General features: G+C 71.3%; 24 protein-coding genes, 1 tRNA gene and 2 pseudogenes. 21 read left to right on the top strand and 6 right to left on the bottom strand.

Annotation, left to right across the window (positions count from 1 at the left end; all coding sequences use genetic code 11):
• The 17 genes and pseudogenes from AC2W7E_RS03965 to AC2W7E_RS03885 form a co-directional block, all read left to right on the top strand.
• Positions 1-1,349 (top strand): hypothetical protein (locus AC2W7E_RS03965; RefSeq protein WP_485988578.1); only part of this gene is annotated, 1,349 nt, incomplete at its 5' end.
• A pseudogene (locus AC2W7E_RS03960) lies at positions 1,349-2,397 on the top strand (HAD-IIA family hydrolase). The gene AC2W7E_RS03965 and the pseudogene AC2W7E_RS03960, both read left to right, overlap by 1 nt.
• A gap of 49 nt (positions 2,398-2,446) precedes the next feature.
• Positions 2,447-2,626: a hypothetical protein gene (locus AC2W7E_RS03955; protein ID WP_025105152.1), complete on the top strand. Its 180-nt coding sequence runs from the start codon at positions 2,447-2,449 to the stop codon at positions 2,624-2,626.
• Complete coding sequence (locus AC2W7E_RS03950) at positions 2,623-3,420, top strand: TlyA family RNA methyltransferase (protein WP_485988577.1); 798 nt, start codon at positions 2,623-2,625, stop codon at positions 3,418-3,420. The genes AC2W7E_RS03955 and AC2W7E_RS03950 overlap by 4 nt, the downstream gene beginning before the upstream one ends.
• Positions 3,417-4,334, top strand: a complete 918-nt coding sequence (locus AC2W7E_RS03945; RefSeq protein WP_025105150.1) for an NAD kinase — start codon at positions 3,417-3,419, stop codon at positions 4,332-4,334. The genes AC2W7E_RS03950 and AC2W7E_RS03945 overlap by 4 nt, the downstream gene beginning before the upstream one ends.
• Complete coding sequence (recN, locus tag AC2W7E_RS03940; protein WP_485988576.1) at positions 4,331-6,013, top strand: DNA repair protein RecN; 1,683 nt, start codon at positions 4,331-4,333, stop codon at positions 6,011-6,013. The genes AC2W7E_RS03945 and recN overlap by 4 nt, the downstream gene beginning before the upstream one ends.
• 26 nt (positions 6,014-6,039) lie before the next feature.
• Complete coding sequence (gene pyrG / locus AC2W7E_RS03935) at positions 6,040-7,734, top strand: CTP synthase (RefSeq protein ID WP_029989884.1); 1,695 nt, start codon at positions 6,040-6,042, stop codon at positions 7,732-7,734.
• The gene (locus AC2W7E_RS03930; protein ID WP_249521035.1) at positions 7,727-8,323 is read left to right on the top strand and encodes an NUDIX domain-containing protein; all 597 of its coding nucleotides are present in this window, start codon (positions 7,727-7,729) and stop codon (positions 8,321-8,323) included. Before pyrG ends, AC2W7E_RS03930 begins: the two co-directional genes overlap by 8 nt.
• A 2-nt stretch (positions 8,324-8,325) precedes the next feature.
• Complete coding sequence (xerD, locus tag AC2W7E_RS03925; RefSeq protein ID WP_485988575.1) at positions 8,326-9,228, top strand: site-specific tyrosine recombinase XerD; 903 nt, start codon at positions 8,326-8,328, stop codon at positions 9,226-9,228.
• Positions 9,229-9,385: 157 nt separating this feature from the next.
• Positions 9,386-10,219 carry a ParA family protein gene (locus AC2W7E_RS03920; RefSeq protein ID WP_164498181.1) on the top strand — a complete coding sequence of 278 codons (834 nt, stop codon included), beginning with the start codon at positions 9,386-9,388 and terminating at the stop codon, positions 10,217-10,219.
• Complete coding sequence (locus AC2W7E_RS03915; protein ID WP_025105144.1) at positions 10,203-11,075, top strand: segregation and condensation protein A; 873 nt, start codon at positions 10,203-10,205, stop codon at positions 11,073-11,075. Before AC2W7E_RS03920 ends, AC2W7E_RS03915 begins: the two co-directional genes overlap by 17 nt.
• A complete protein-coding gene (scpB, locus tag AC2W7E_RS03910; RefSeq protein ID WP_315105621.1) occupies positions 11,065-11,688 on the top strand; it encodes an SMC-Scp complex subunit ScpB in 624 nt (207 codons plus the stop codon). The genes AC2W7E_RS03915 and scpB overlap by 11 nt, the downstream gene beginning before the upstream one ends.
• Complete coding sequence (locus AC2W7E_RS03905; RefSeq protein ID WP_485988574.1) at positions 11,685-12,482, top strand: pseudouridine synthase; 798 nt, start codon at positions 11,685-11,687, stop codon at positions 12,480-12,482. Before scpB ends, AC2W7E_RS03905 begins: the two co-directional genes overlap by 4 nt.
• Positions 12,479-13,614, top strand: a pseudogene (locus AC2W7E_RS03900) (prephenate dehydrogenase). Before AC2W7E_RS03905 ends, AC2W7E_RS03900 begins: the two are co-directional and overlap by 4 nt.
• The gene (cmk, locus tag AC2W7E_RS03895; protein WP_315105613.1) at positions 13,607-14,305 is read left to right on the top strand and encodes a (d)CMP kinase; all 699 of its coding nucleotides are present in this window, start codon (positions 13,607-13,609) and stop codon (positions 14,303-14,305) included. The pseudogene AC2W7E_RS03900 and the gene cmk overlap by 8 nt, the downstream one beginning before the upstream one ends.
• A complete protein-coding gene (gene der / locus AC2W7E_RS03890; protein ID WP_025105139.1) occupies positions 14,298-15,818 on the top strand; it encodes a ribosome biogenesis GTPase Der in 1,521 nt (506 codons plus the stop codon). The genes cmk and der overlap by 8 nt, the downstream gene beginning before the upstream one ends.
• 62 nt (positions 15,819-15,880) lie before the next feature.
• The gene (locus AC2W7E_RS03885) at positions 15,881-16,828 is read left to right on the top strand and encodes an NUDIX domain-containing protein (protein ID WP_485988573.1); all 948 of its coding nucleotides are present in this window, start codon (positions 15,881-15,883) and stop codon (positions 16,826-16,828) included.
• A 326-nt stretch (positions 16,829-17,154) separates the two neighbouring features.
• On the opposite strand, the gene AC2W7E_RS03880 is transcribed toward AC2W7E_RS03885, so the two are convergent.
• From AC2W7E_RS03880 to AC2W7E_RS03860, 5 genes are all read right to left on the bottom strand, one after another.
• Positions 17,155-18,618 (bottom strand): HNH endonuclease signature motif containing protein, encoded by a 1,464-nt coding sequence (locus AC2W7E_RS03880; protein WP_485988572.1) that lies wholly within the window; start codon positions 18,616-18,618, stop codon positions 17,155-17,157.
• 39 nt (positions 18,619-18,657) lie between these two features.
• A complete protein-coding gene (locus AC2W7E_RS03875) occupies positions 18,658-19,032 on the bottom strand; it encodes an RNA-binding S4 domain-containing protein (RefSeq protein WP_025105136.1) in 375 nt (124 codons plus the stop codon).
• Complete coding sequence (locus AC2W7E_RS03870; protein WP_485988571.1) at positions 19,032-19,700, bottom strand: lysoplasmalogenase family protein; 669 nt, start codon at positions 19,698-19,700, stop codon at positions 19,032-19,034. Before AC2W7E_RS03870 ends, AC2W7E_RS03875 begins: the two co-directional genes overlap by 1 nt.
• Before the next feature lie 62 nt (positions 19,701-19,762).
• Entirely contained in the window at positions 19,763-20,218 is a 456-nt protein-coding gene (locus AC2W7E_RS03865) for a hypothetical protein (protein ID WP_485988570.1), read from the bottom strand.
• Between the two features lie 64 nt (positions 20,219-20,282).
• Complete coding sequence (locus AC2W7E_RS03860) at positions 20,283-20,822, bottom strand: GNAT family N-acetyltransferase (RefSeq protein ID WP_485988569.1); 540 nt, start codon at positions 20,820-20,822, stop codon at positions 20,283-20,285.
• A gap of 107 nt (positions 20,823-20,929) precedes the next feature.
• Here AC2W7E_RS03860 and AC2W7E_RS03855 point away from each other — a divergent pair.
• Positions 20,930-21,006 (top strand) — tRNA-Pro (locus tag AC2W7E_RS03855).
• Positions 21,007-21,105: 99 nt separating this feature from the next.
• On the opposite strand, the gene AC2W7E_RS03850 is transcribed toward AC2W7E_RS03855, so the two are convergent.
• On the bottom strand, positions 21,106-21,744 hold the full coding sequence (locus AC2W7E_RS03850; RefSeq protein WP_485988568.1) for a TetR/AcrR family transcriptional regulator: 639 nt from the start codon (positions 21,742-21,744) through the stop codon (positions 21,106-21,108).
• A gap of 72 nt (positions 21,745-21,816) precedes the next feature.
• On the opposite strand from AC2W7E_RS03850, the gene AC2W7E_RS03845 reads away from it, so the two are divergent.
• The 3 genes from AC2W7E_RS03845 to AC2W7E_RS03835 are packed head-to-tail and all read left to right on the top strand — an operon-like array spanning position 21,817 to position 25,678.
• A complete protein-coding gene (locus tag AC2W7E_RS03845) occupies positions 21,817-22,860 on the top strand; it encodes an agmatine deiminase family protein (RefSeq protein WP_485988567.1) in 1,044 nt (347 codons plus the stop codon).
• A complete protein-coding gene (locus tag AC2W7E_RS03840; RefSeq protein ID WP_485988566.1) occupies positions 22,857-24,578 on the top strand; it encodes an amidase in 1,722 nt (573 codons plus the stop codon). Before AC2W7E_RS03845 ends, AC2W7E_RS03840 begins: the two co-directional genes overlap by 4 nt.
• Positions 24,578-25,678, top strand: coding sequence for a C45 family autoproteolytic acyltransferase/hydrolase (locus AC2W7E_RS03835; protein WP_315105647.1), 1,101 nt, complete (start codon positions 24,578-24,580; stop codon positions 25,676-25,678). Before AC2W7E_RS03840 ends, AC2W7E_RS03835 begins: the two co-directional genes overlap by 1 nt.
• Positions 25,679-25,695: the final 17 nt, after the last annotated feature.

The raw sequence follows: 25,695 nt of genomic DNA, 5'->3' as shown, positions 1-25,695 counted from the left end.
TGCGCACGGTGTACCCCGTGATCACCCCGGCGTCGCTGAGCCGCTTGATGCGGGCATCGCGCCCCCGCGCGGGCTATAACCGTGACGGTGGTGCCCCTCGTCGCGAGGGTGGTTACAACCGTGACGGTGGTGCCCCTCGTCGCGAGGGTGGTTACAACCGCGACGGTGGTGCGCCCCGTCGCGAGGGTGGCTACAACCGGGACAGCGCTCCGCGTCGCGAAGGCGGCTACAACCGGGACTCCGGCCCCCGCCGTGAGGGTGGTTACAACCGGGACTCCGCTCCGCGTCGCGAGGGCGGGTTCGAGCGTGAGCGGGGGAGCGACCGGTCGCGGTCCTTCCCGCAGCGCGGCGGGGCTGGCCGGGAGCGTCCGGCCAACGCGGCGAACGAGCGTCCGCGCTTCGACGAGCCCCGTCTCCCGGACGAGGTCACCGCGCGCGACCTGCACCCGTCCGCGCGCAACGAGCTGAAGACGCTCAGCAAGGAGAACGCCGAGTTCGTCGCTCGTCACCTGGCGATGGCCTCCCGACTGATCGACGAGGACCCCGCTCTGGCGCACGAGCATGCGCTGGCGGCGTCGCGTCGTGCCGGCCGGATCGCGATCGTCCGCGAGACCCTCGGCATCACCGCCTATGCGACGGGCGACTTCGCCTTGGCGCTGCGCGAGCTGCGTACCTACCGCCGGATCTCCGGCAAGGATGACCAGATCGCCCTCATGGTCGACAGCGAGCGCGGTATCGGTCGTCCCGACCGCGCCCTCGAGACGGGTCGGGCCGTGGATCGGTCAGCTCTGACCACGCCCGTGCGAGTCGCGCTGGCGATCGCGATGTCGGGTGCCCGGCTCGACCAGGGCGATCTGGAGCTCGCCCTCGGAGAGCTCGAGATCCCGGAGCTGGACCCGGACCGCGCATTCGAGTGGAGCCCCGCGCTGTTCGCCGCGCGCGCCGCCGTCCTGGAGGACCTCGGGCGTACGGACGAAGCCGAGTTCTGGGCGCGCCGTGCCGAGGTCGCCGCCGAGGCTCTCGGCGTCGACGAGGCCGGCGACGAGGAGCTCTACGTGGAGGACGGCCTCATCGAGGACGGGTTCTCTGACGACGAGTTCTCCGACGCTGATGTCGCTTCTGTCGAGCACGAGGAGGAGCCCGAGGACGAGGCCGACGACGCGACCGTAGCCGACGACGCGACCGTAGCCGACGACGCGACCGTAGCTCCCGACACGACCGAGGCCCCCGAGCCCGCCGAGCCGTCCATCGAGGACGAGGTGCGCGAACTGCTCGGCGAGGACGACGAGACGGACGACGACGAGACGGAGGACGACTCGCCCTCCGCGTCCGAGAAGCCGGAGGCGTAGTGGGGCTCTTCACAGCGAAGGCGCGGAAGCGGCCAGCGGGTCGCACGCCGCTCGAAGGCGTTGACACCGTCCTCGCCGACCTCGACGGCGTGGTCTATGCCGGTCCCGGCGCTCTGCCGCATGCGGTGGAGAGCCTGAATGCGGCGGCGCACGCGGTGCGCCTCGGCTACATCACGAACAACGCCTCGCGCACCGACGCCTCGGTGGCCGCGCACCTCACGAGTCTCGGGCTCGACGTGGCTCCGCAGGCGTCGTCACGAGCCCGCAGGCGGCGATGCGTCTGCTGTCCGGGATCGTGCCGGCGCCGGCGACCATCCTCGTGGTGGGCGGCGACGGCCTCGTCGACGAGGTGCAGAAGGCCGGGTACACGGTCACGCGCAGCGCCGAGGACGCGCCGCAGGCCGTGGTCCAGGGCTTCGCGCCCGAAGTCGCCTGGACCGACCTCGCCGAGGCGGCGTTCGCGCTCAAGGTCCCCGAGGACGAGGGCGGCATCCCGTGGATCGCCACGAACACCGACTGGACGATCCCGCGCGAGCGGGGCGTCGCCCCGGGGAACGGCACTCTCGTCTCCGCCGTGCACACCGCGATCGGTCGCCTGGCGACGGTGGCGGGCAAGCCGGAGACCCCGATCTTCGAGGAGGCGCTCGCCCGTTTCGGCGCGGCGAAGGCGCTCTTCATCGGTGACCGCCTCGACACCGACATCATGGGTGCCAGCCGTGCGGGCATCGAGTCCGCCCTGGTGCTGACCGGTATCGACCGTCCCAAGCACGTCCTCGCCGCGCCCGAAGGATCGCGCCCGACCTACATCCTCGGCGACCTGCGCGGTCTGCACGAGCCGTACCCCGAGCCCACCGTGACCGACGGTGTGTTCGACGTGAACGGCGCCGCCGTCCGCGTCCGGGGCGCAGACGTCGAGATCGTCGCCGAGTCCGGCGACCAGCTCGACCTGCTCCGTGCGGGCGCCGCCGCGATCTGGGCGTCCGGGACGCCGGTGTTCGTCCTCCGGGTTCCGGAACGGCTGTACGTGGACCCGTTCCACCGCCCCTGAGCCACGCGTGGCGCCGCCGCCCGTCGGCGGTGCCGCGTACAGTGGAAGCGTGAGCGATGAGACGACGACCAGCGCGCCGACGGACGGCCTGTGGAGTCGTCTGCGCCTGATCGAAGGGCAGCCGCTCGCCGCACGCGCGGACGCGTACTCGGCCCTGCACGACGAACTCTCGCGACGACTCGAGAGCGGATCCCGGCACGACCTGCGGGAGACTCCGGGACCACGATGACGCGACTCGACGCCGCCCTCGCTGCCCGAGGACTCGCCCGTTCGCGCACGCATGCCGCCACCCTCATCGCCGACGGCCTCGTGAGCGTCGACGGCCGCCCGGTCGTGAAGGCCTCGACCGCGGTCAGCGACGACAACACCATCACGGTCGCCGGCGCCGACCACTACGTCAGCCGCGCGGCGCACAAGCTCGTCGCCGGGCTCGACGGCTTCGGCATCCCGGTGCAGGGACGCCTCGCGCTCGACATGGGGGCCTCGACCGGCGGTTTCACGCAGGTGCTGCGGGAACGCGGCGCGCGTCGTGTCCTCGCCGTGGATGTCGGCCACGGTCAGCTCGCCCCCGCGGTCGCCGCCGACACCGGCGTCATCGCCGTCGAGGGCTTCAACGTGCGGCACATGACGCGTGACAGCCTCACCGCAGCGACGGGGGAGTCCACGTCGCCCGACCTGGTGGTGGGCGACCTCTCCTTCATCTCGCTCGAGCTCGTGCTGCCCGCGGTGGTCGCCGTGGCCGCGCCGGGCGCCGACGTGCTGCTGCTGGTCAAGCCGCAGTTCGAGGTCGGGAGGACCGCGGTGCGCGGCGGCCTCGTCACCGACACCGCCACCCGGGCCGACGCCGTCGCCCGCGTGGTGTGGAGCGCGTGGGACGCCGGGATGGGGATGGCGGGGATCGTCTCCTCCCCGATCCTCGGGACCCATGGCAATGCGGAGTATCTCGTGCACCTCGTGCCGGGCGGCGGCAGCAATCCGACAGAATGGATGGACACCATCAACCGGCTGGCAGGGGGACGATGAACGAGCGCAGGATCCTGGTCGTCGCCCACGCGGGTCGCGTCGACACCGTCGCGGCCGCCCGTCGGGTGATCGACGCCCTCCGCGGTGCGGGGGTCCGTCCCGTCCTGGCAGCCGACGACCATGCCGAGCTCGCCGCGGTCGATGCGTTCTTCGCGGACGTCGAGGTGCTGGACGCCTCCGGACCGGCGACGCTCGAGCTCGCGATCGTGCTCGGGGGCGACGGCACGATCCTCCGCGCGGCAGAGCTCGTCCGTGACAGCGGCGCTCCGGTGCTGGGCATCAACATGGGTCACGTCGGCTTCCTCGCGGAGATCGACCGGGACGACATGGACGACGCGATGCGCCGCGTCATCGCCCGTGACTACGAGGTCGAGGAGCGCCTGGCGCTGTCGGTGCGCGTGAAGGACGCCTCGGGCGACGTCGTCTTCGAGACCTGGGCCCTGAACGAGGCGACCGTCGAGAAGGCGAGCCGCGAGCGCATGATCGAGGTAGTGCTCGAGATCGACGGGCGGCCGCTGTCGAGCTTCGGCTGCGACGGCATGGTCATCTCCACGCCGACCGGCTCGACCGCCTACAACTTCTCCGCCGGCGGCCCGGTGATCTGGCCGACGGTCGAGGCCATCGCGGTGGTCCCGCTGTCGGCGCACGCGCTCTTCGCGAAGCCGCTCGTGGTGAGCCCCGAGGCGGCCGTGGCCATCGAGATGCTGGAGCGGACGGATGGCTCCGGCATCCTCTGGTGCGACGGCCGTCGTTCCCACGACCTTCCGCCGGGAGCCCGCGTCGTGGTGCGCCGCTCGTCGCGCCCGGTCCGCCTCGCGCGTCTGCACCCCACGGCGTTCACGAACCGTCTCGTGCGGAAGTTCCAGCTGCCCGTCGAAGGATGGCGCGGACAGGAGCGGAGGAGCGACGCATGATCGAGGAGATGCGCATGCAGGGGCTCGGCGTGATCGCCGACGCCGTCCTGCCGCTCGGGCCCGGCTTCACGGCCATCACCGGAGAGACGGGCGCGGGGAAGACCATGGTCGTCACCGGGCTCGGGCTGCTCCTCGGCCAGCGCGCCGACTCGGGCGCCGTGCGCAAGGGAGCCGCGCAGGCCTCGGTGGCCGGGGTGTGGATCGTGCCCGAGAAGGGCGAGGTCGCCGACATCGTGGCCGAGGCCGGGGGAGAGCTGGAGCCGGCCGGTGCCGGCACCGCTGAGCTCTATGTCTCGCGCACTCTCAGCGCCGAGGGCCGCAGTCGTGCGAGCGTCGGCGGGCGCGCCGCGCCGGCGGGAGTGCTGTCCTCGCTCGCGGACGAGCTCATCGTCGTGCACGGACAGTCCGAGCAGCTGCGGCTGCGGTCGGCCGCCGCGCAGCGCGACGCCCTCGACCGCTTCGGCGGCGAACCGATCGCTCGGGCGCTGGAGGAGTACCAGGCCGCGTTCGAGCGCTGGCGAACGCTCGACGCCGAGATCACCGACATCACCGCGAACCGTGACCGGCGTGCCGAGGAGGCCGCCCGGCTGCGGGAGGATCTCGCCCTGATCGAGGCGACCGCCCCCGAGGAGGGCGAGGACGAGGAGCTGACGGCTCGTGCCGAGCGCCTCGCGAACGCGGAGGAACTCCGCGTCGCCGCCGCCCTGGCCCACGGAGCCCTCTCGAACGAGGAGGGCGAGCCCGATGCCTCGGCGCTGGTCGCGGAAGCGCGCCGAGCGATCGAGCGCGTGTCCGACCCGAAGCTCGCGGAGGTCGCGGAGACCCTGGCCGACATCGGCTACCGCATTGCCGACGCCGCCGGTGTGCTCTCCGGCTTTCTCGCCGACCTCGACGAGTCCGGTCCGCACGAGCTGGCCGCCGTCGAGGAGCGCCGGGCCGCGCTCGGCGTCCTCATCCGTCAGCACGGCTCGCTGGCGGAGGCCCTGGCGCTGTGGCAGACCGGATCCGCGCGGCTGGCCGAACTCGATGACGACGGAGAGCGCCTGGAACGCCTCACCGCCGAGCGCGACGCGGCCAGGACGGAACTCGACGCCCGGGCCGACGCTCTCACCGCGGCCCGGAGCGAGGCGGCCGGCCGACTCGGCGAGGCCGTGACCGCCGAGCTGCACGCGCTGGCGATGCCGGACGCGCGCCTGGAGGTCTCTGTGGCCCCGGGGGCCGAGAGCACCCACGGCCGCGACGACGTGGCCATCCTGCTCGCCCCGCATCCCGGCGCCGAACCCCGCTCGGTCGCCAAGGGCGCCTCCGGCGGCGAGTTGTCGCGGGTGATGCTCGCGATCGAGGTGGTCATCGCGGCGACCGATCCCGTGCCCACCTTCGTGTTCGACGAGGTCGACGCGGGCATCGGCGGCGCGGCGGCGATCGAGGTGGGTCGGCGACTCGCCCGACTCGCCGAGAAGTCTCAGGTGATCGCCGTCACCCATCTCGCGCAGGTCGCCGCCTTCGCGAACAACCATCTCACCGTCGTGAAATCGCACGACGGCGCCGTCACCGCGTCCAGCGTGCGGCGGCTCGACGGGGAGGAGCGCGAGGCCGAGATGGCCCGTCTGCTCTCCGGACTCGCGGATTCCAATGCCGCACTCACCCACGCCCGCGAGCTTCTCAGCCTCGGCGTCTGAATGAACTGTTAGGATAGAAGCCCGTGATGAACTCTTCTTCTGCGGGGCCCAAGAACGACACGACCAAGCACATCTTCGTGACCGGTGGTGTCGTTTCGTCTTTGGGCAAGGGGCTCACCGCGGCCAGCCTGGGCAACCTCCTGACCGCTCGCGGACTCCGCGTGGTCATGCAGAAGCTCGACCCGTATCTGAACGTCGATCCGGGCACCATGAACCCGTTCCAGCACGGCGAGGTGTTCGTCACCGACGACGGTGCGGAGACCGACCTCGACATCGGCCACTACGAGCGCTTCCTCGACATCAACCTGTCCGAGGCGGCCAACGTCACGACCGGTCAGATCTACTCGCAGGTGATCGCCCGCGAGCGTCGCGGCGAGTACCTCGGCGACACCGTGCAGGTCATCCCGCACATCACCGACGAGATCAAGCGCCGCATGCGGCTGCAGGCGACCGAGGACCCGCGTCCCGACGTGATCATCACCGAGGTCGGCGGCACGGTCGGCGACATCGAGTCGCAGCCGTTCCTCGAGTCGGCGCGCCAGCTTCGTCACGAGCTCGGCCGCGACAGCGTGTTCTTCGTGCACGTCTCGCTCGTGCCGTTCATGGGAGCGTCCGGCGAGCAGAAGACCAAGCCGACCCAGCACTCGGTCGCCGCGCTCCGCCAGGTCGGCATCCAGCCCGACGCCCTCGTGCTCCGCAGCGACCGCCCGGTGAGCGCGAGCAACCGCAACAAGATCGCCCTGATGTGCGACGTCGACGTCGAAGGCGTCATCAACACCGTCGACCTGCCGAGCATCTACGACATCCCGTCGACCCTCAACGAGCAGGGCCTCGACTCCTACATCGTGCGCCGCCTCGGGCTCGACCAGAAGGCGGACGACGTCGACTGGACGCGCTGGAACAAGGTGCTGCACGCGGTGCACAACCCGAAGCACGAGGTCACGATCGGTCTCGTCGGCAAGTACATCGACCTTCCGGACGCCTACCTCTCCGTGACGGAGGCCCTCAAGGCGGGCGGCTTCGCGCAGGAGACCAAGGTCAACATCCGCTGGATCCCGTCCGACCTCTGCGAGACCCCCGAGGGCGCGCAGGAGCAGCTGGCCGAGCTGGACGGCATCTGCGTCCCCGGAGGCTTCGGCATCCGCGGCATCGAGGGCAAGCTGGGTGCGCTGAAGTTCGCCCGCGAGCAGGGCATCCCGACCCTCGGCCTCTGCCTGGGTCTGCAGTGCATGGTCATCGAGTACGCCCGCGACGTGGCCGGGATCGCCGGAGCCTCGTCCAGCGAGTTCGACCCGGACACCGCGGAGCCCGTCATCGCGACCATGGCCGAGCAGATCGAGATCCTCGACGGCGGCGACCTGGGCGGCACCATGCGCCTCGGCCTCTACCAGGCGGCTCTCGCGGAGGGCTCGCTGGCGCGCGAGGTCTACGGCGCCGCCGAGGTGTCCGAGCGTCACCGCCACCGCTACGAGGTGAACAACGCGTACCGCGATCGCCTGTCCGAGGCCGGTCTGGTGTTCTCGGGCCTCAACCCGGAACTCGACCTCGTCGAGTACGTCGAGCTGCCGCGTGACGTGCACCCGTACTACATCGCCACCCAGGCGCACCCGGAGCTGCGCTCGCGTCCGACCGACCCGCACCCGCTGTTCCGCGGGCTCGTCGGCGCGGCCATCGCCCGCCATCGCGCGAGCGAGCTGTTCGACGTGCCCGTCGATGAGTGAGTCGGAGGCGCCGGCCGTCGCGGAGCCGTTGCGCGACGAGCCCTTCGAGCCGGAGGTCCTGAGCAGCGACCTCGTCTACGAGGGGCGCGTCTGGGACGTGCGCTCCGACCGGGTCCGCTACGGCGAGGGCGAGATCGTGCGACAGTACGTCGCCCACCCCGGGGCCGTCGCGATCCTCGCGCTGGACGACGAGGGACGGGTGCTGCTCATCCAGCAGTACCGTCACCCGATCCGCCACCGCGACTGGGAGCTGCCGGCCGGCCTCCTCGATATCGCGGGGGAGGAGCCGTTGGCGGCCGCCCGACGCGAGCTCGCGGAGGAGGCCGACCTCGTCGCCGCGCACTGGGAGCCCCTGGTGTCGTCGTGGACGACGCCGGGAGGCAACGACGAGCTCATCCAGGTGTTCCTCGCGACGGGGCTCACCGCCGCCGCGGCCGCGCACGCCCGCGAAGACGAGGAGGCGGACATCCGTCTCGCCTGGCTTCCCCTCGAGGAGGCGGTCGCCGGAGTCCTGGCGGGACGCCTGCGCAACGGCATCCTCGCGCTCGGCGTGCTGGCGACCGCGCAGAGGCTGCGCGACCGGAGCTGAGCATGCAGCTCGATCGCGCCCTCGACGCGTATCTGCGTCACGTCACGATCGAGCGCGGCCTGAGCGCGCACACGGTCGGCGCCTACCGGCGGGACCTCGAGGGCTACCGGGACTGGCTCACGGCGGAGGGGATCGACGACACGGCGGACATCACGCCCGCCGTCATCGACCGCTTCATCGCCTACCGCGCCTCGGCGGAGCCGCCCCCGGCCGCGACGAGTCTGGCGCGCCTGCAGTCCTCGGTGCGCGGCTGGCACCGGTTCCTCGCCCGTGAGGGCATCGAGGCGGACGATCCGACCGGACGGCTCCGCCCGCCGAAGACCCCGCGCCGGCTGCCGAAAGCCCTCACGATCGACCAGGTGGAGCGGCTGCTCGCCGCGCCGTCGGCCGAGGAGCCGCTCGGCATCCGCGACCGGGCGCTGCTGGAGCTCCTCTACGCCACGGGCGCCCGGGTGTCGGAGGCGGTCGGTCTCGACGTCGACGACATGGCGCACGGCGAGGTGCTGCGCCTGCGAGGCAAGGGCTCGAAGGAGCGCATCGTCCCGGTGGGGTCGTACGCCCGTGCCGCCGTCGACGCCTACCTCACCCGGGTCCGCCCGGAGCTCGCCGCGAAGGGCCGCGCATCGGCCCGGCTCTTCCTCGGCGCCCGCGGTGCCCCGCTCTCGCGACAGAGCGCCTGGCTGGTGATCCGTTCCGCGGCGGAGCGCGCACAGCTCACGACCGAGGTCTCCCCGCACACGCTGCGCCACTCGTTCGCGACGCACCTCCTGCAGGGCGGTGCCGACGTGCGGGTGGTGCAGGAGCTGCTGGGGCACTCCTCGGTCGCGACGACGCAGATCTACACGCATGTGTCGGTGGACGCCCTCCGCGACATCTACGCGACCTCTCATCCCCGGGCGCGCTGACCGCGCAGGCCGCGGCCGGTACCGGGACCGCCGCGCGCCGAGCCGGCTGCGGAACGCTGGGCGGCTACAATCGAGCAAGCACGAAGGAGCAGGAGAACCGGTGGCTGAGAAAGTGGCGAAGTCCAGGGCGAAGGCGCAGAAGGCCGACGACACCCCCATGGGACCCACCGGCCGTCCGTACCAGGGCTTCCCGATCCCGGCGCCTCTGAAGTCGCACGGCCCGGCCCGCATCATCGCGCTCTGCAACCAGAAGGGCGGCGTCGGCAAGACGACCACCTCCATCAACCTCGCCGCCGCGCTCGCGGAGTACGGCCGCAAGGTGCTCGCCGTCGACTTCGACCCGCAGGGCGCGCTGTCCGCCGGTCTCGGCATCCAGACGCACGACGTCCCGACGGTCTACGACCTCCTGCTCGACACGAAGCGCGACGCGCACGACGCGATCGTGCACTCGAACGTGCCCGGTCTCGACGTGCTCCCCGCGAACATCGACCTCTCCGCCGCGGAAGTGCACCTCGTGAACGAGGTCGCCCGCGAGACGATCCTCGCCCGCGTGCTGCGCCAGGTGGCGGGGGAGTACGACGTCATCCTCATCGACTGCCAGCCGTCGCTCGGTCTGCTGACCGTGAACGCGCTGACGGCGGCGCACGGCGTCATCATCCCGCTCGAGTGCGAGTTCTTCGCGCTCCGCGGTGTCGCGCTCCTCATCGAGACCATCGACAAGGTCCGCGACCGGCTCAACCCCTCCATCGAGATGGACGGCCTGCTGGCGACGATGTACGACCCGCGCACGCTGCACTCGCGCGAGGTGCTGGAGCGCGTCGTGGAGGCGTTCGGCGACGACGTGCTGGAGACCGTCATCGGCCGCACCGTGAAGTTCCCGGACGCGTCGGTCTCGGGGGTCCCGATCACCGAGTTCGCTCCGGAGCACGCGGCCGCACAGGCATACCTGCGGCTGGCCAGGGAGCTGGTCGCCCGTGGCGCCGTCGCCTGACGAGCTCGGTACCGCTGAGGTCCCGGCACCCGCCGAGGCGATCGACACCGCGGAGCCGTCCTCCGCCGACGATGCCGCTGGGTTCCGCGTCTCGCTGTCCAACTTCGACGGCCCCTTCGACCTCCTGCTGAACCTCATCTCGAAGCACGAGATGGACATCACCGAGGTGTCGCTGAGCGCCGTCACCAACGAGTTCATCGCGTACCTCGCCGATCTGGAGGACGAGGAGGAGCTCGACCAGGCGTCGGAGTTCCTCGTCGTCGCCGCGACCCTGCTCGACATGAAGGTGGCGGGCCTGCTGCCGCAGGGCGAGCTCGTCGACGCCGAGGCCGTCGCCCTGCTCGAAGCGCGCGACCTGCTCTTCGCCCGTCTCCTGCAGTACCGCGCGTTCAAAGAGGTCTCCGCATGGTTCTCGCGGTGCCTGCAGCGGGAGGACCGCCGTCATGTGCGTGCGGTACCGCTGGAGGAGAAGCACCGGAAGCAGACGCCCGAGCTCGTCTGGTCGCTCACGCCCGACGACTTCGCGGCGCTGGCGCTGCTGGCCTTCGCGCCGAAGGAGATCCCGCACGTCGGACTCGACCACCTGCATGCGCCCCTGGTCAGCATCCGCGAGCAGGCCGCGATCGTCGTCACGCTGCTGCGCGGCACCGAGTCGCTGAGCTTCCGCGAGCTGGTCGCGGGCGTCTCGGAGCCGGGTATCGTCGTGGCCCGCTTCATCTCGGTGCTGGAGCTGTACCGCCACGCGGCGCTCTCCTTCGAACAACTGGAACCGCTCGGGGAGCTCACCCTCCGCTGGGCCGCCGACTCCTGGTCGGACGAGACACTCGCGACCCTGGGGGCCGACTATGACCGATGACGTGACCGAGGCAGAGACCGAGCTCCACGACGAGCCCGACGCCGTGACGGGTTCCGAGCTCCCGCTCAGCGAGCGTGTGGAGGCGATCCTCTTCATCGTCGACGAGCCGATCGGCCTGGTGGCCCTCGCCGCCGCGGTCGGCGCGCCGGTGCCCGCCGTCCGGCAGACGGTCGAGTCGCTGGTCGAGGACTACGACGGTCGAGGCGCGGGTCCGCGGCGCGGCTTCGAGCTGCGAGAGGTCGGCGGTGGCTGGCGGCTCTACGTCCGCGAGGACCTCGATCCGGTCGTGGCGGAGTTCGTCGGCGGTCAGGCGCCGGCCCGGCTCTCCCAGGCGGCGCTGGAGACGCTCGCGGTGATCGCGTACAAGCAGCCGGTGACCCGGAGCCAGGTGGCCTCGATCCGCGCGGTCAACGTCGACTCCGTGGTCCGCACCCTCCTCGCGCGGGGGCTGATCACCGAACTGTTCGCCGATTCCGAGACCGGCGCGATCAACTACGGCACGACCGATGCACTCCTCCAGCATCTCGGCATCAACTCTCTGGATGAGCTTCCGCCGATCTCGCCGCTCCTCGACGACGGCGCCGACGGCTTCGACGAAGGGACGGTCCGATGACCACCGACACCCACGATTCCGCCGCTCCCGAAGGCGTGCGACTGCAGAAGGTGCTCGCCGCGGCCGGCGTCGCCTCCCGTCGGGTCGTCGAGCAGTACATCGTCGAGGGACGCATCCGCGTGAACGGCCAGGTGGTCACCGAGCTCGGCCGCCGCATCGACCCGGAGCGGGACCTCGTGGACGTGGACGGCACCGCGGTGCAGCTCGACGTGTCCAAGCGGTACGTGATGCTGAACAAGCCGACGGGTGTGGTCAGCAGCATGCGCGACGAGAGCGGACGCCCCGACCTCCGACGCTTCACGAAGGACTACGAGGAGCGGCTGTACAACGTCGGGCGTCTGGACGCCGAGACCAGCGGACTGCTGCTGCTCACCAACGACGGCGAGCTCGCGCACGTCCTCGCGCACCCCTCCTTCGGCGTCACCAAGGTCTACATCGCGAAGGTCGAGGGGGCGGTGACGGCGCAGACCATCTCGAAGCTCACGAAGGGCATCGAGCTGGAGGACGGCCCCATCGCCGCCGACAAAGCCCGGCTGCTGGACATGTCGCGCGGCTCGAGCCTCGTGGAGCTCACGCTGCACTCCGGCCGCAACCGGATCGTGCGCCGGATGATGGCCGCGGTCGGCCATCCGGTCACGGAACTCGTGCGGCGGCAGTTCGGTCCGCTGCACCTGGGAACCCTCCCGGCGGGCCGGACGCGGGAACTGAGTAAAATCGAACTCGGCGCGCTGCTGACTCTCGCGCGCCGGGAATCCGGTGTCGCCGAGGCGCCAGGCGAGCAGGAGAGCGAATGACCCAGACGACGAGTGCGCCCGCGGTGCGGAAGACCGGTGCCGTGGCGCCGCGTCTGTCCGGCACCGTGCGCATCGTCGGCGCCGGGCTGCTCGGTGCCAGCGTCGGCCATGCCCTCCGTGCGAAGGGCATCGATGTCGTCCTCACCGACGCGTCCCCTGCGCAACTGCGCCTCGCCGTCGACTACGGCGCCGGACGCCTTCCGCAGGATGACGACGCCCCGGTGCTCGTCGTCGTGGCCGTGCCGCCGGACGTGACCGCCGACGTGATCCAGGCCGAGCTCGAGCGGTACCCCGACGCCGTCGTGACCGATGTCGCGAGCGTGAAGCTCGAGCCGTTCCGCACACTCCGGGAGCGGGGCGTGAACCTCGCCCGCTACATCGGCTCGCACCCGCTCGCCGGTCGGGAGCGCGGCGGGGCGATCTCGGCGAGAGCCGATCTCTTCATCGGCCGGCGTGGGTCGTGTGCCGCGACGAGGACACCACCGCGCGCGACCTCGCGCTGGTCGAGGCGCTGGCCCTCGACGTCGGCGCGATGCCGCTGGAGATGACTCCGGAGGAGCACGACCGCTCCGTCGCCCTCACCTCGCACGTGCCGCAGGTCGTCGCGAGCCTCCTCGCCGGTCGTCTGGCCGGGGCCGAGGAGGGCGCCCTCCGCCTGGCCGGGCAGGGGGTGCGGGACACGACGCGCATCGCCGCGTCCGCTCCGGAACTGTGGGTGCAGATCCTCGGGGCCAACGCCGGTCCCGTCGTCGAGATCCTCGACGCGCTCGCGACCGACCTGAGCGAGGTCGCCGACGCGCTGCGCGCTCCCGGGGCCCCGGGCGCCCGACGCGTGCTCGCGGAGACCATCCGCCAGGGCAACGACGGCGTCGAGCGCCTGCCCGGCAAGCACGGGCAGAACCGACGCTTCGAGACACTGGTCGTCATGGTCGACGACACCGCCGGTCAGCTGGGTCGCCTGTTCGGCGAGCTCGGCGAGCTGGGCGTCAACGTCGAGGACCTGCGACTGGAGCACTCTCCAGGCGCGCAGTTCGGCCTCGCCGAGATCAGTGTCGACCCCGCGGCGCTGCACGGCGCGATCACCGGGCTCCAGGAACGCGGCTGGCGCATCGCAGGGAACACCAATGACTGACACCTCCACCATCTCCGCCACGAAGTTCATCGCGATCGACGGGCCTGCCGGGTCCGGGAAGTCGAGCGTCTCCAAGGCGATCGCGCGTCGCGAGGGCTTCGGCTACCTCGACACCGGGTCGGCCTACCGGGCTCTCGCCTGGCATGTGCTCGATCGCGGTGCAGACACCGACGACGCTGAGGCCGTGCGCGCCGCGGCCGCCGACTTCCCCGTCCGCCTCGGGCTCGACCCGGACGACCGCACGGTGCGCGTCGGCGACGTCGACGTGACGGACGCGATCCGCGAACCTCGTGTGTCCGGTGCCGTGAGCGGCGTGGCCCGCGTGCCGGAGGTGCGCACCCAGGTCAACGAGCTCTTCCGGGCGCTGGTCGCCGAGGCGCCGTACCCGGCCGTCGTCGTCGAAGGACGCGACATCACGACCGTCGTGGCACCGGATGCCCCCGTGCGCATCCTGTTGACCGCGGCACCGGAGGTGCGGGCCGCCCGTCGCGCGGGTGAGCTCGCGGGCGAGAACGCCGCCGCCGTGGCGGAGGCCCTGCACAAGCGCGACGCCTCCGACAGTGCCGTCGTCGACTTCCTCAACGCCGCGGACGGCGTGGAGGTCGTCGACTCGACCGCACTCGATTTCCCCCAGACCATCGACGCCGTCCTCTCGGTGATCGAACGACTCCGAGGAGCAGACCGTGGCTGACGACGAATACGAAGGCGGTCCCGACCAGCTCGCCGAGAAGCTCGAGCAGATCGATGACCAGCTCGCCGAGCAGCGCGCGGAGACCCTGCGCGCCGGGCTCGCCGACTACGAACTCGACGACGAGGACGCCGCGCTCCTCGCCGGCGTGGCGCTGGGCGAGGACGGCATCGAGTTCCTGCCTGCGCTCCCCGTGGTGGCGATCGTCGGGCGGCCGAACGTGGGCAAGTCCGCGCTCGTGAACCGGATCCTCGGCCGTCGCGAGGCCGTCGTGGAGGACACTCCCGGCGTCACCCGCGACCGCGTCACGTACAAGGCCGAGTGGAACGACCGCCGCTTCACGGTCGTCGACACCGGCGGCTGGGAGCCCGACGCCCGGGGCATCGACCGTTCGGTCGCGGCGCAGGCCGAGGTCGCGATCGACCTCTCCGATGTCGTGCTGTTCGTCGTGGACGCCATGGTGGGCGCCACCTCGACGGACGAGCACGTCGTGAAGCTGCTGCGCAAGAGCGGCAAGCCGGTCTTTCTCGTCGCCAACAAGATCGACGACGCGCGTCAGGAGCCGGAAGCCGCCGCCCTGTGGAACCTGGGTCTCGGGGAGCCGCACCCGGTCTCCGCGATCCACGGTCGTGGTGTCGCCGACCTCCTCGACGCCGTGCTGACGAAGCTGCCGGAGATCTCCGCGGTGGCGAAGCAGGAGATCGGCGGTCCGCGCCGCGTCGCGATCCTCGGACGCCCGAACGTCGGCAAGTCCTCGCTGCTGAACAAGGCCGCGGGGGAGGAGCGTGTGGTCGTCAACGACCTCGCCGGCACCACTCGTGACCCTGTCGACGAGGTCGTGGAGCTGGGCGGCAAGATGTGGCGCCTCGTCGACACGGCCGGCATCCGTCGCCGCGTGCACATGGCGCAGGGCGCCGACTTCTACGCGTCGCTGCGCACGTCGGCCGCGCTGGAGAAGGCCGAGGTCGCCATCGTCGTCCTCGACGTGTCGGAGTCGATCAGCGAGCAGGACGTGCGGATCATCGACCTCGTGCTCGAGTCCGGTCGCGCGCTCGTCCTGGCGTTCAACAAGTGGGATCGCCTCAACGACGACGACCTGGAGAACGCCGACCGCCGCCGCTACCTGGAGCGCGAGATCGAGCAGGACCTCGCCCACGTGGCCTGGGCCCCGCGGGTCAACATCTCGGCGAAGACGGGTCGTCACCTCGACAAGCTCGTCCCCGCGCTCGAGATGGCGCTGGAGAACTGGGACCGCCGCATCCCGACCGGCAAGTTCAACGCGTTCCTCGCCGAGCTCGTCGCCGAGCACCCGCACCCGGTGCGCGGCGGGAAGCAGCCGCGCATCCTCTTCGGGACGCAGGCCTCGACCCGTCCGCCGACGTTCGTGCTGTTCACGACCGGTTTCCTCGACCCGGGCTACCGCCGGTTCATCCAGCGCCGCCTGCGCGAGCTCTACCCGTTCGAGGGCACGCCGATCGTCATCAACATGCGTGTGCGGGAGCGTCGCCAGCGCTGACTCGTTGCCGCGCATGTCGCGGCGGTGGCGCCGGAGCCCCGATGCTGTGAAAAGCTGAGGGGGTGACTGTCGTACCTCCCGCCGCCGGTGAACCGCGTCGCCCCGAGGGGCCGCGCGATCCGGGCGATGCCTGGGTGGTCGCGGACTCCGGTGAGCGGTACTGGGGGCGCTTCGGTGCGGCCGGTCTCCTCGCCGTCGATCCGGAGCGCGGCATCCTGCTGCAGCACCGCGTGGCGTGGAGCCACTTCGGCGGCACCTGGGGCCTGCCCGGCGGCGCGCTGCACGAGGGCGAGGCGGCCATCGTGGGCGCCGTGCGCGAGGCGCAGGAGGAGGCGGGAGTGCCGGATGGTGCGGTGCGGCCGCGCTTCACGAGCGTGCTCGACCTCGGCATCTGGTCGTACACCACCGTCGTCGCCGATGTGCGGACGCCGTTCGATCCCGTGATCAGCGACCCCGAGAGCGTCGCGCTGTCGTGGGTGCCCGTCGAGGACGTGGACGGGCTGCCCCTGCACCCCGGCTTCGGCGCGGCGTGGCCGATGCTGCGGGCTCAGCTCTCGGCGCACCCGGTGGTCGTGGTCGACGCCGCCAATGTCGTGGGCTCGGTTCCGGACGGCTGGTGGAAGGATCGCGCCGGAGCCGCCGCACGACTGCGTGATCGTCTGACCGGGCTGGCCGTGCCCGCGGACGACCTCGGCCTCGCGGGGGACGCCTGGTTCCCGGAGGTCTCGCTCGTCGTGGAAGGTCGAGCGCGGGACATCGCGGAAGCCGCTGCGGGGGCATCGCCCGCGGACGCCGCGGCCGCAGAAGCCGGAGTCGCGAGCTCGGCCCTGGACGTCGTGCGCGCCGAAGGCGCCGGTGACGACGCGATCGTGGCCGAGGTCGAACGCCGGGTCGCGACCGGGTCGCCGGTTCTCGCGGTGACCAGTGACCGCGAGCTGCAGTCCCGCGTCGAGGCCGCCGGGGCGCAGGTGCGCTCGAGCGGCTGGCTCCTTCGTCTGCTCGACGCCTGAGCGAGACACGGGCGCCTCGCTCCGCGGATCCCGGGACTCGTGGCGCGGCGTGGCGCGGCGTGGCGTGGCATGGCGTGTGGTCTGAGGCTGCGCGGCGTGGTCTGATGTGGTGTCGCACGACGTGGTCTGATGTGGTGTCGCACGACGTGGTCTGATGTGGTGTGGCACGACGTGGTCCGACGGCGCGGATCGACGTCGCTCGACGCGGCCCGGATCGACGTGGTCTGACCTGGCGTGGCGCGGCACGGCGTGGTCTGGCCTGGCGCGGATCGAGGTGGCCTGCGCCCCTGCGCTCGAAGGACCCGTCGTCGTGATGGCGCCGCGTTTCAGACGAAGGCAACCCGACGTGGGGCGCGATCGGTGTGGACCGCGCCGAGGGGACTTCGCCATTCCAGGACCCCGCCGGGGTGCTGCCGCACCGTCCAGCGCTGGGGCTCCGGGATATCGGGGTGCTTCAGCACATGGTGTCCGCGGCAGAGGTGCGCGAGGTTGTCGACGCGGGTCGGGCCGCCCTTCGCGTGATCCCAGGTGTGGTCGATGTCGCAGCGGTGTACCGGCTGGCGACACCCCGGGAACCGGCAGTGCTGATCGCGGGCCCGAAGCAACCGGCGCATGCCCTCGGTCGGGCTGTAGGCGTCCGTTTCGATGACCTGCCCGTGCGGATCGAGGAACAAGCGGGTCCAGCCGCCGTCGCGACCGGCCAGAGCCCGAGCGATGTCCGGGTGAAGAGCACCGTGTCCGTCCAGTTCCGCCGGGCGGTCGTCGAGTCCGGCGAGGGTCGTCGCCGCCACGGTCACCTGCAGGCGGCCGCGCACGCCGACGAGGCCGTCGCCCTCGACGGTGCTCGGATCGGCGGTGAGGAGCAGATCGGTCAGAAGGTCGGCCTGCACCTGGCTCCAGGTGCGGGTGTCTGCGGGGAGCGATTCCGCCTCGGGGTCGAGGGCGTAGGTGCCGCCATCGACGCTGGAGATCGTCGGGTCCGACCGAGTCTCGCCGCACGGGCGATCCGTTGCGAAGCGGTCGGCGGTCAGCACTTCGTGGTGCGCAGGTGCCAGACGCGGCGTCGCTTCGTCCGACCCCGATGCCGCATCACGCGCAGTCCCCGCATAACGCGTGGGAGCCGCATCACGGGCCCGGATGACGGTGCGGGTGAGCTGATTCAGTCGGTCGGCGATCGCCACCGCCGCCCATTCCGGGAGGACCGCCGTCAGGACCGCGAGGCCGTCGTCGACCGATCGCACCGTGACGCAGCGCTCGTCCGCGGCGCGGCGGTGTCGTTCCGTGATCGTCTCGCCGACAAGCGCGGAGGCGACGCGGCGGGCATGCACCCGCGTGCGCGCCGCGGTCTCCGCTTCGGCGACGACGAGCACCGCCGTCTCGAACAGCGCCATCGTCTCGGGCGCGACGACGCGGTTGCGGATGGCCTCGGCCACGACGGCGCTCGCCCGCGCGATCTCCCGCACGTGCCCGGAGCTCAGAGACCCCGTGTGGAAGGCCTCTCGTACGCGGGGGAGTGCCGTGCTCAGGGCGAGAGCATCGGCGAACGCGAACTCCGTGGTGCCGGTGGAAAGACGCGCCGCCGTGGCGTACTCGGCGACCATCGAGCGGTGGATGGCATCGCGGTGGTGCGGGGCCGCGGCCACGTCTTCGTCATGGAAAGCGATCTGCGCCACCAGCAGCTCCGCAGCCTCTGCCTCCAGCGCTGCGATGCGTCGACGTGTCGCCGTCCAGGCGTCTCGCACGCGCCTCCGCTCATCCAAGTCGAGGGGTGCGGTCGGCTGGTTCGTCATACCTCGATTTTAGAACTTATGTTCGAATCGAGGAAGGGTTCAGTCGTGTTGTATATCGCCTCGTCCGCGGAGGCGGTCGATGTCCCGACGCTCCCGCTTCGTCGGTCGTCCGGCGCCGCGGTCCCGGACGCCGAGGGCTGCCTGCGGCTCGCGTTCCGGCGTCCGGTCCTCGTACGCGAGGGCGGCCAGCGGTGCGCCGACGCGCTTGACGAGGATCTGGCGCACGATCAGGATCCGATCGAAGCCCGCGATGCGGATGCGGAGCTCATCGCCCACGCGAACCGCCTGTGCAGCCTTCGCCTTGTCGCCGTTGACGCGCACATGCCCCGCACGGCATGCGGTGGTCGCCGCCGACCGGGTCTTGTAGACGCGCACCGCCCAGAGCCAGCTGTCCACCCGCGCGCTGTCGACCATCAGGCGGCCCTCCGCTGCAGGGAGACGAGGGCGCCGGCGATGATCAGCGCCTGGCCGAGTGTGTACGTGAGCATCACGGCGGGGCTGCTCCAGGCCGGGAGCGCGTCGGGCAGGAAGAGTCGGAAAGCGAGGATCGTGTCGCTCGCCAGGAAGAACGCGCCGCCCGTCGCGACCAGCGGATGGCATCGTGCGGCGAACGCGGCGGTGCCCGCGAGGAGCAGGCCATACAGGGCGACGCCGACGAGGAGAGGGCCCGTGTGCGGGCCGAGGACGAGGATCATCGCGAGCCACCAGACGGCGTAGATCGCGGTCCACCACGGCGGGCGGCGGCGCGCGAGGTGGCGGGCGAAGAGGACGATGTAGGCGATGTGCGCGAGGCCGAAGAAGGCGAGCATGAGCGGAAGCTCGGGTGCCGCGGGGAAAAGCGCGCCCGCGCCGTCACCCAGCCAGGAGAAGAGCAGGGCGACGAGGAGCAGAGCCACCGTCACGGGTGGGTGGATCCGTCGCGCCGCCACCAGGACCGGCACCGCGAGCAGCGGCATGAGCAGCAGCTTCGTCGGAGCCGCGAGATCGTGGTCGAGCGCCAGAAGCACGACGTGCAGGGCGGAGACCGCGGCGTAGGGAACGAACGCCCACACGATCGCGGGAGGGAGGGTGCGGCGCTGCATCCCTCCATCGTATGACCGGAGGGGCATGTCGTCTCGAAGGCGGTCGATCGGACCGGCCCGACTCAGGACTCGACGGTGACCGTCGCCACGGCGCCCTCGGCATCGAGGTGGACGGCGGGCCAGTAGCCCTCCGGGAAGTGCTCGCCGCAGGAGTCCGTGAAGTGGAGGACGACGGTGCCGTCGCCGGAGGCCTCGATGGTCTCGAGGTCCAGGTCGTCCGCCGCCTCGTCGAGCTCGCTGGGGGCGGGGTCTCCGGTGCTGAACGTCGTGACCACGGCCTCCGAGGCGACCCGGCGGAGTCCCGGGAGCGCGGCGACGACTGTGCGCAGCCGGGGGAGCAGCGGCGCGACCTCGTCGGGCGACGCGCCCTCGACCATCAGCTCGTAGGTGCTGCCGTCGACCTCGACGCTGCCGACGAACCAGTCGTGGGTGAGGACGGAGCCGTCGTCGAGCTCGGAGGTCGCCCGGTGGAGCGGTCCGAGGTCGGGATCGTCGAGTGAGGGGTTCGCGTCGCTCATGCCTTCACGCTATCGGTCCCGTTCGGTGTGATATCCAGGGCGACGAGCACGCGCCCCGGCTTCATCACCGCCTTCTCCGTGAAACCTGCGCGGAGGAACGTCCCGAGTGTGCCGTGGTACAGATCGTTCGCGCGCTGCTTCTCACCACGGGTGTCGACGGGATACCCCTCGATGAGGCGGGCGCCGACTCTCGCGCGAAGGCGATTGCGGCGTCGAGCAGCTCGGCGTTGAGCCCGGTGCCCCGGTGCTCCCTGCGGACGACGAAGCAGGTGACCGCCCACACAGACTCGTCGTCGAACGGCTCGGTGCTCGACGCGGCGATCATGCGGGTACGGGGGATCCGGGCCTGACGGGTGCGGGGTCCGATACGGATCCAGCCCGCGGCCTCGCCGTCGACGTATGCGACCAGTCCCGGAGGGGGACCCTCGTCGATCTCGGCGCGGAACATCGCGGTGCGCTGAGGCGTGGTCGTCTGATTCCAGTCCTTGTTCGGCAGCACCGGCCAGATGCACTGGCAGCTCGCCCCATCGCCGCCGCCGGTGAGTGCGTGCTGAACGTCATCCCAGCGGGCGGTCGTCGCCAGCGCGGTCGTGATCGTCGACATGCAGCGACGGTACAAGCAGCTTCCGACACCCCGCAACGCCTCGGTTCGCGAGAGGGCCTCCGGTGCGGCTAAGATAGGGGAGTTGCCTGCGCGAGAGTGCAGAACAACGGGCTGTGGCGCAGCTTGGTAGCGCACTTGACTGGGGGTCAAGGGGTCGCAGGTTCAAATCCTGTCAGCCCGACCATTTCGGGGCCGGAATCTCGCACGAGGTTCCGGCCCTTCTGCATTCCTGGGATCGCCGAGGGCACGAAGAGGGCACGCCCTCCGCGACCCTCCGCGACCGTCAGCGCGTGGGAAGGAGCTCCGCGATCGTCCCCTGGGGCGCGCCGACCAGCGTCTCGCAGGCCTGTGCCAACCGAGCGGCGAACAGCGCGGCGTCGGTACGGCGGGTCAGCGCATGCGCTGCGATGCCGTCGATCATGGCGAGGATCTGCCAGGCCACGGCATCCGTGTCGTCGGTGCGGAACACGCCGGAGCGCCGGCCATCCTCGATGAGCTGCGCGATGAACGACTGCCAGGCGCTCATCTGCTCGTCGATGGCCACCGACAGCGCCGCGCTGCCGCGGCCGAGGGACCAGGCGTCCACCCACACGAGCGTGATGTCGTCGTGATCGCTGCTGAGGACCGTGGAGATCATCCGTGCCACCCGTGCCGCCGGCTCGCTCTCGGTCTCGGCCTGGGTGCGGACGTCGTCCAGTTCGGATGCCGTGAGCTCGCGGAAGGTGCGCGCGACCAACTCATCCATGCTCGATGCGTAGTGCGAGACGAGCCCCGGCGCCACCCCTGCCCTGCTGGCGACCGCCCGCAGCGTCAGTGCGGACAGTCCCTTCTCCCTGGCGATCGCGATCGCGGCGTCGTAGATCTCGCCGGCGCGCTGCTCCGGCGTCTTCCTGGTTCGTGGACGCGTATCGGATGTTGACATGGTGCCTCCAGTGTAGGAACATTCCTGTATTGGTCACGTGACCAACAAGCCGTTGTCGGCAAAGGAGATGACATGGGCTGGCGGATGCCGCACGAGGGCGATCGGCACGAACGCACCTGGATGGCGTTTCCGCGCGTGGGCGTCACCCTGGGAGACGGTGCCGCCTGGCGCGACACCGCGTACCGCGCATGGACCGACGTCGCCCTGGCGATCGCCGAGTTCGAACCGGTGACGATGGTCGTGGACCCGACCGAGATGGCGCGGGCGCGGGACATGCTCGGCTCGGCCGTCGAGATCGTCGAGTCGCCGCTGGACGAGTTCTGGATGCGCGATTTCGGCCCGACCTTCGTCCTCGACGACGATCGGCCCGGCGTCCTCGGCGCGGTCGACTGGATCTTCAACGGCTGGGGTGCGCCCGCATGGGCCGAGTGGCAGGTGTCGGCCGGCATCGCACGCATCGTCGCCGCACACGTGGGAGCGGAGCACATCAGCTCGGTGCTCGTGAACGAGGGCGGCGGTATCCACGTCGACGGCGAGGGCACGGTGCTGCTCACCGAGACCGTGCAGCTCGACCCGAACCGCAACCCCTACGCCGATAGGGGCCGCGTCGAAGCCGAACTCGCACGCACGATCGGCGCGACCAGAGCCATCTGGCTGCCCCGAGGCCTCACGCGCGACTACGACGAGTTCGGCACCAATGGGCACGTCGACATCGTCGCCGCGTTCGCCGCTCCGGGCCGGGTGCTGCTGCACCGCCAGGACGACGCGGGACACCCCGACCACGTCGTCACGCGGGAGCTGAGGGCGTTCCTGCAGGACCAGACGGATGCCGCGGGCCGCCCGCTCGAGATCATCGACGTCCCGGCCCCCGAGACCCTCCGCGACGACGACGGCTTCGTGGACTGGAGCTACATCAACCACCTCATCGTGAACGACGCCGTGATCGCGTGCGGGTTCGGTGAGGACGCCGCTGATGCCCGTGCGCGGGACATCCTCGGAGCCGCGTACCCCGGGCGACAGATCGTGACCGTCGACGCGCGCCCGATCTTCGCGCGCGGCGGCGGCATCCACTGCATCACCCAGCAGCAGCCGGCAACGAGCGAGGCGCCCGCATGATCGACGTGGTCGACGCATCCATCGCGGACCTGCGGCGAGCACTCGAGTCCGGTGCAGCGACGAGCGTCGCGCTGGTGCAGGCCTATCTCGCCCGCATCGACGCGTACGACGCACCCGGCACCGAGACCGCACTCAACGCGGTCGTCGTCCGCAACCCCGACGCCCTCGCCGAAGCCGCGGCGTCCGATGCCCGCAGGGCGGCCCGGCACTCGCTCGGCCCGCTGGACGGCATCCCGTACACGGCGAAGGACAGCTACCTCGTTTCCGGGCTCACCGCGGCATGTGGATCCCCGGCGTTCGCGGATCTGGTCGCGCAGCGGGACGCGTTCACGATCGAACGGCTCAGGGCCGGCGGGGCGATCTGCCTCGGGCTGACCAACATGCCGCCGATGGCGAACGGCGGGATGCAGCGCGGTGTGTACGGACGGGCGGAGAGCCCGTACAGCGCCGACTGGCTGACCAGTGCATTCGGATCCGGCTCCTCCAACGGATCGGGCACCGCGACCGCCGCGAGCTTCGCGGCCTTCGGACTCGGCGAGGAGACCTGGTCGAGCGGTCGGGCACCGGCGTCGAACAACGCCCTCTGCGCATACACGCCCAGCCGCGGCGTCATCTCGGTGCGCGGCAACTGGCCGCTCGTGCCCACGATGGACGTCGTGGTGCCGCATACCCGTACGATGGCCGATCTCTTCGAGGTGCTCGACGTGATCGTCGCCGACGACGCCGACGTCCGCGGCGACTTCTGGCGCGCCCAGCCGTGGGTGCGTATTCCTGCGGCATCCGAGGTGCGTCCGGCGTCGTACCGCGACCTCGCCGCGGCCGACCCTCGTTCCGCTCTCGCCGGCCGGCGCTTCGGCGTGCCGCGCATGTACATCAATGCCGATCCGGATGCCGGCACCGGCACCACCATCGGAGGCGCGTCCGGGCAGCGCATCGTGACCCGGGCGTCCGTCATCGACCTCTGGGAGCAGGCGCGCCGAGACCTCGAAGACGCTGGCGCCCACGTGGTCGAGGTCGACTTCCCGGTCGTCACCAACTACGAGGGTGACCGCGCCGGGGCGCCGACCGTGCGCACCAGGGGACTGGTGTCCGAGCGGTTCCTGCGCTCCGAGATCGAGGATCTCTCTGCCTGGGCGTGGGACGACTTCCTGCGCGCGAACGGCGACCCCGCGCTCGATCGGCTCGAACTCGTCGACGGCGCGCGCATCTTCCCGCATCCGGAAGGTGCCCTCCCGGATCGCTACACCGGCTTCGATGACGAGATCGCCGGGTATCCGGCCCTCGTCCGCGAGCGCCCGTACGCGTCATTCACCGACATCCCGCATCTCGAGGAGGGTGTGCGCGGGCTCGAGGAGACCCGCCGCGTCGACCTCGAGGAGTGGATGGACGCGCTCGGCCTCGACGCCGTGATCTTCCCCGCCGTCGCCGACATCGGCCCCGCCGACATGGACGTGAACCCGGCATCCGCCGACGCCGGTTGGCGCAACGGGGTGTGGGTCGCGAACGGAAATCTCGCGATCCGTCATCTCGGCATCCCGACCGTCACGGTGCCGATGGGCACGACGGCAGACATCGGGATGCCGGTGGGGCTGACCATCGCGGGCCGCGGCTGGGACGACACCGCCCTGCTGCGCCTCGCCGCCGCGTTCGAGGCGACCGGCGAGCGCCGCACTGCACCGCCGCGCACTCCCGCCCTTCCCGGAGAGGAGCTCTCGTGATGTCGCCCTTTCCGCGCCCGGCGCGGCGCTTGCAGATCACGGCCGATGCCTCGGATCCGCGCCAGCGCGGCGTCGAGCGCGGCAGGCAGCTGCGGGAGACTTTGCCCGGCACGATCGACGCGTATGATCGGCTCTTCCGCCTCGGCGCCGTGGACGAGAAGACCGTGCGCGACGACGCCGAACGGCTGCTCGACGCGGTCGACGCCCACCGTCCGGCGCTGCGCGCGCAGATCGAGGGCATCGCCGCCGGTGCGGATGCCGAGATCTGGCGCGTCGCAGCCTTGAACGGGCGAACGGAGATCCTGTCCCGCAGCGTCGCCGTACCGCCGGGGGAGTGCTCGACCATCGTGCGCTCGATCCGCGATGCGGACGGCCGCGCGCGCACCCTCGGCGTGCAAACGTGGGACTGGCACATGGAGATCGCGCCGTACTGGCACACGATCATCTCGCGCGGCGGCGTCCACGACTACGCCGGGCTCACCGAATGCGGCATCCTCGGCAAGATCGGCGTAAACAGCGCCGGCGTCGCGCTGCACTTCAACATCCTCGGGCACCGGTCCGACCGGCCCGAGGGCATCCCGATGCACGTGCTCGCCGCTCTCGTGCTCGAGGAGGCCTCCAGTGTCGCGCACGCCGTCGAGCTGGTGCGCGAGGCGCCGGTCACGAGCTCGGGCTCGTTCGCGCTCTTCGACGCCGCGGGCGACGCCGTGCTGCTCGACATCAGCCCCGAAGGCGTGTTCTCCGCGCCTGCCATCACCGAGGGCACCTGGCTGCGCACCAACCACTTCCTCACCGAAGCGCCGGCGGCGCGCGAGAAGACCTGGCTGTACCAGCCCGACTCCGGTCTGCGATGGGAGTTCCTGCGAGACCGACTGCTGTCGGTCGGCGCGCCGACGGATGCCGAGCAGCTGCGCGCCATGCTCGTGACCGGCGACGGCGAGCCTCCGGTGACCTGCATACCCGACCTCGCGCTTCCGATGGGACAGCGGTGGGCCAGCCTGGCCACCGTCGTGCTCGACCCCGTCGGTCGTCGGGCCGACGTGCTCGACGGCACTCCGGCTGAATCCGCCACCCGCCCTCATCTGGCTCTGGCGCTCTGACCCGATCGAAGGGACCA

The sequence above is a fragment of the Microbacterium sp. CFSPD4_SD4 genome, assembly GCF_057364585.1.
The sequence above is the reverse complement of the archived record's forward strand: the minus strand, read 5'-3'. Positions and strand labels throughout refer to the sequence as shown.

What these genes read in the sequence shown, in the direction of transcription:
- AC2W7E_RS03950 (WP_485988577.1), top strand. Translation starts at nt 2,623, where the DNA reads ATGACGCGACTCGACGCCGCCCTCGCTGCCCGAGGACTCGCCCGTTCG.
- AC2W7E_RS03945 (WP_025105150.1), top strand. Translation starts at nt 3,417, where the DNA reads ATGAACGAGCGCAGGATCCTGGTCGTCGCCCACGCGGGTCGCGTCGAC.
- recN (WP_485988576.1), top strand. Translation starts at nt 4,331, where the DNA reads ATGATCGAGGAGATGCGCATGCAGGGGCTCGGCGTGATCGCCGACGCC.
- pyrG (WP_029989884.1), top strand. Translation starts at nt 6,040, where the DNA reads ATGAACTCTTCTTCTGCGGGGCCCAAGAACGACACGACCAAGCACATC.
- AC2W7E_RS03930 (WP_249521035.1), top strand. Translation starts at nt 7,727, where the DNA reads ATGAGTGAGTCGGAGGCGCCGGCCGTCGCGGAGCCGTTGCGCGACGAG.
- xerD (WP_485988575.1), top strand. Translation starts at nt 8,326, where the DNA reads ATGCAGCTCGATCGCGCCCTCGACGCGTATCTGCGTCACGTCACGATC.
- AC2W7E_RS03920 (WP_164498181.1), top strand. Translation starts at nt 9,386, where the DNA reads ATGGGACCCACCGGCCGTCCGTACCAGGGCTTCCCGATCCCGGCGCCT.
- scpB (WP_315105621.1), top strand. Translation starts at nt 11,065, where the DNA reads ATGACCGATGACGTGACCGAGGCAGAGACCGAGCTCCACGACGAGCCC.
- AC2W7E_RS03905 (WP_485988574.1), top strand. Translation starts at nt 11,685, where the DNA reads ATGACCACCGACACCCACGATTCCGCCGCTCCCGAAGGCGTGCGACTG.
- cmk (WP_315105613.1), top strand. Translation starts at nt 13,607, where the DNA reads ATGACTGACACCTCCACCATCTCCGCCACGAAGTTCATCGCGATCGAC.
- AC2W7E_RS03880 (WP_485988572.1), bottom strand. Translation starts at nt 18,618, where the DNA reads ATGACGAACCAGCCGACCGCACCCCTCGACTTGGATGAGCGGAGGCGC.
- AC2W7E_RS03875 (WP_025105136.1), bottom strand. Translation starts at nt 19,032, where the DNA reads ATGGTCGACAGCGCGCGGGTGGACAGCTGGCTCTGGGCGGTGCGCGTC.
- AC2W7E_RS03870 (WP_485988571.1), bottom strand. Translation starts at nt 19,700, where the DNA reads ATGCAGCGCCGCACCCTCCCTCCCGCGATCGTGTGGGCGTTCGTTCCC.
- AC2W7E_RS03865 (WP_485988570.1), bottom strand. Translation starts at nt 20,218, where the DNA reads ATGAGCGACGCGAACCCCTCACTCGACGATCCCGACCTCGGACCGCTC.
- AC2W7E_RS03860 (WP_485988569.1), bottom strand. Translation starts at nt 20,822, where the DNA reads ATGTCGACGATCACGACCGCGCTGGCGACGACCGCCCGCTGGGATGAC.
- AC2W7E_RS03850 (WP_485988568.1), bottom strand. Translation starts at nt 21,744, where the DNA reads ATGTCAACATCCGATACGCGTCCACGAACCAGGAAGACGCCGGAGCAG.
- AC2W7E_RS03845 (WP_485988567.1), top strand. Translation starts at nt 21,817, where the DNA reads ATGGGCTGGCGGATGCCGCACGAGGGCGATCGGCACGAACGCACCTGG.
- AC2W7E_RS03840 (WP_485988566.1), top strand. Translation starts at nt 22,857, where the DNA reads ATGATCGACGTGGTCGACGCATCCATCGCGGACCTGCGGCGAGCACTC.
- AC2W7E_RS03835 (WP_315105647.1), top strand. Translation starts at nt 24,578, where the DNA reads ATGTCGCCCTTTCCGCGCCCGGCGCGGCGCTTGCAGATCACGGCCGAT.